The sequence below is a fragment of the Rheinheimera sediminis genome (assembly GCF_004005375.1).
GTDB lineage: Bacteria > Pseudomonadota > Gammaproteobacteria > Enterobacterales > Alteromonadaceae > Pararheinheimera.
In genome coordinates this window covers 1-1464 of sequence record NZ_RZUF01000067.1, presented here as the reverse complement: position 1 = coordinate 1464, position 1464 = coordinate 1, and the positions used below count along the sequence as shown (strand labels likewise).

Annotated in this window: 1 protein-coding gene; it reads left to right on the top strand. The window is 49.7% G+C overall.

Annotation, left to right across the window (positions count from 1 at the left end; translation table 11 throughout):
• Window positions 1-95: 95 nt before the first annotated feature.
• A complete protein-coding gene (locus tag EMM73_RS19755) occupies window positions 96-1112 on the top strand; it encodes an IS110 family RNA-guided transposase (RefSeq protein WP_127688473.1) in 1017 nt (338 codons plus the stop codon).
• Window positions 1113-1464: the final 352 nt, after the last annotated feature.

Below are 1464 nucleotides of genomic sequence, written 5' to 3'. Positions count from 1 at the left end.
CTGATAATCATCTAGCCTAAGTGGCCTTGAATGGCCTCCGAGTTAATAGCTATTTTTTGATTGCCGTCAAAAACGTCTATTACCAAGGAGGCCTTATGAAATTCTATGCCGGAATTGACCTTCACTCCAACAATTTGGTGCTGGTTATTCTTGATAGCAACGATAAAGTTATTTATTCCAAACGCTTACCTAATGATGTGCAAAGTATTCTCGGAGTGCTTGCCATGTACAAAGAGCAGATTGAAGCAGTCGCGATAGAGTCAACCTACAACTGGTACTGGCTGGTTGATGCTTTACAAGCCGAAGGTTACGAAGTGCGGCTGGTGAACACCGCAGCCGTGGTGGTTTATGATGGTCTGAAGTACAGCGGCGACAAGGCCGATGCCAGACACCTTGCTCATTTATTGCGGCTGGGATTGTTGCCTTGTGGCTATATTTATCCACGAGAGCCACGGGCGCTGCGGGATTTAGCCCGTAAACGTGCTCAGTTGGTTCGCCAGAGAACCACACAACTCCTTTCTATTAAAAACCTGTTAGCCCGTAATTGTGGCCAGGATACCGCCAGCCCGGTCATTAAAAAATGGACAGAAGAACAACTGGCCCAGTTGCCATTACTTCCAGAGCAGCGCCTGGCGCTCCAAGCCAACTGGGCGGTGATGCACACTTTGGAGCAGCAAATTGATGTGGTTGAATCCGAACTACTGCGCCAGCTCAAACCGAACAAAGAATTCCAGTTGCTCAAAACCATGTCAGGGGTGGGCGATATTCTGTCGATGACGATTTATCTGGAAACCGGCGACATCGAACGGTTTGACAGCTGCGGACAGTATGCCTCCTACGCCCGGATGGTGGATTCAAAACGAGAATCCAATGGGAAGAAAAAAGGCGAAGGCAACCGCAAGTGTGGCAACCGTTATCTGTGTTGGGCCTTTATGGAAGCCTCGCATTTTGCGATTGCGTCGAATGAAGATATCCGACGCTTTTATCAGCGCAAATGCAGCAAAGGCCCAAAGGTTGTGGCGATGAAAGCGGTGGCGCACAAACTGGCCAGAGCCAGTTACAACATGCTCAAAAACGGAGAGGCATTTGATGTGAAACGAGCCTTTAGCTGAGTTCGACACAGCGCAGGTGATGCCGTAATGGGGTTGGTAAAACCAATGATCTGATTGCACGCCTGCGCTGTTTTACCTTGTTTGCCGTACTATCGCCTGCCACCAGAGCCAGAAAGGGGTTGGTTTAAAACCATAGATCTGTCGCAGCACAAGCTGCATTCAATTGGACTGGTGGGAGAACAGAGGGTTTTCTGGGGCTACAAGTAGCCAGGGGCCGGACGCAGTGAGTCCCAAGCCTTGATCCTGATGGGTGACTGGAGCGATACATCGCCAACCACTAACGAGAACTAAAATGCGACGGTTGTAGGTTTACAGGGGAAAAGAAAAGACGCGCACTTTGCAGTGCGCGAGG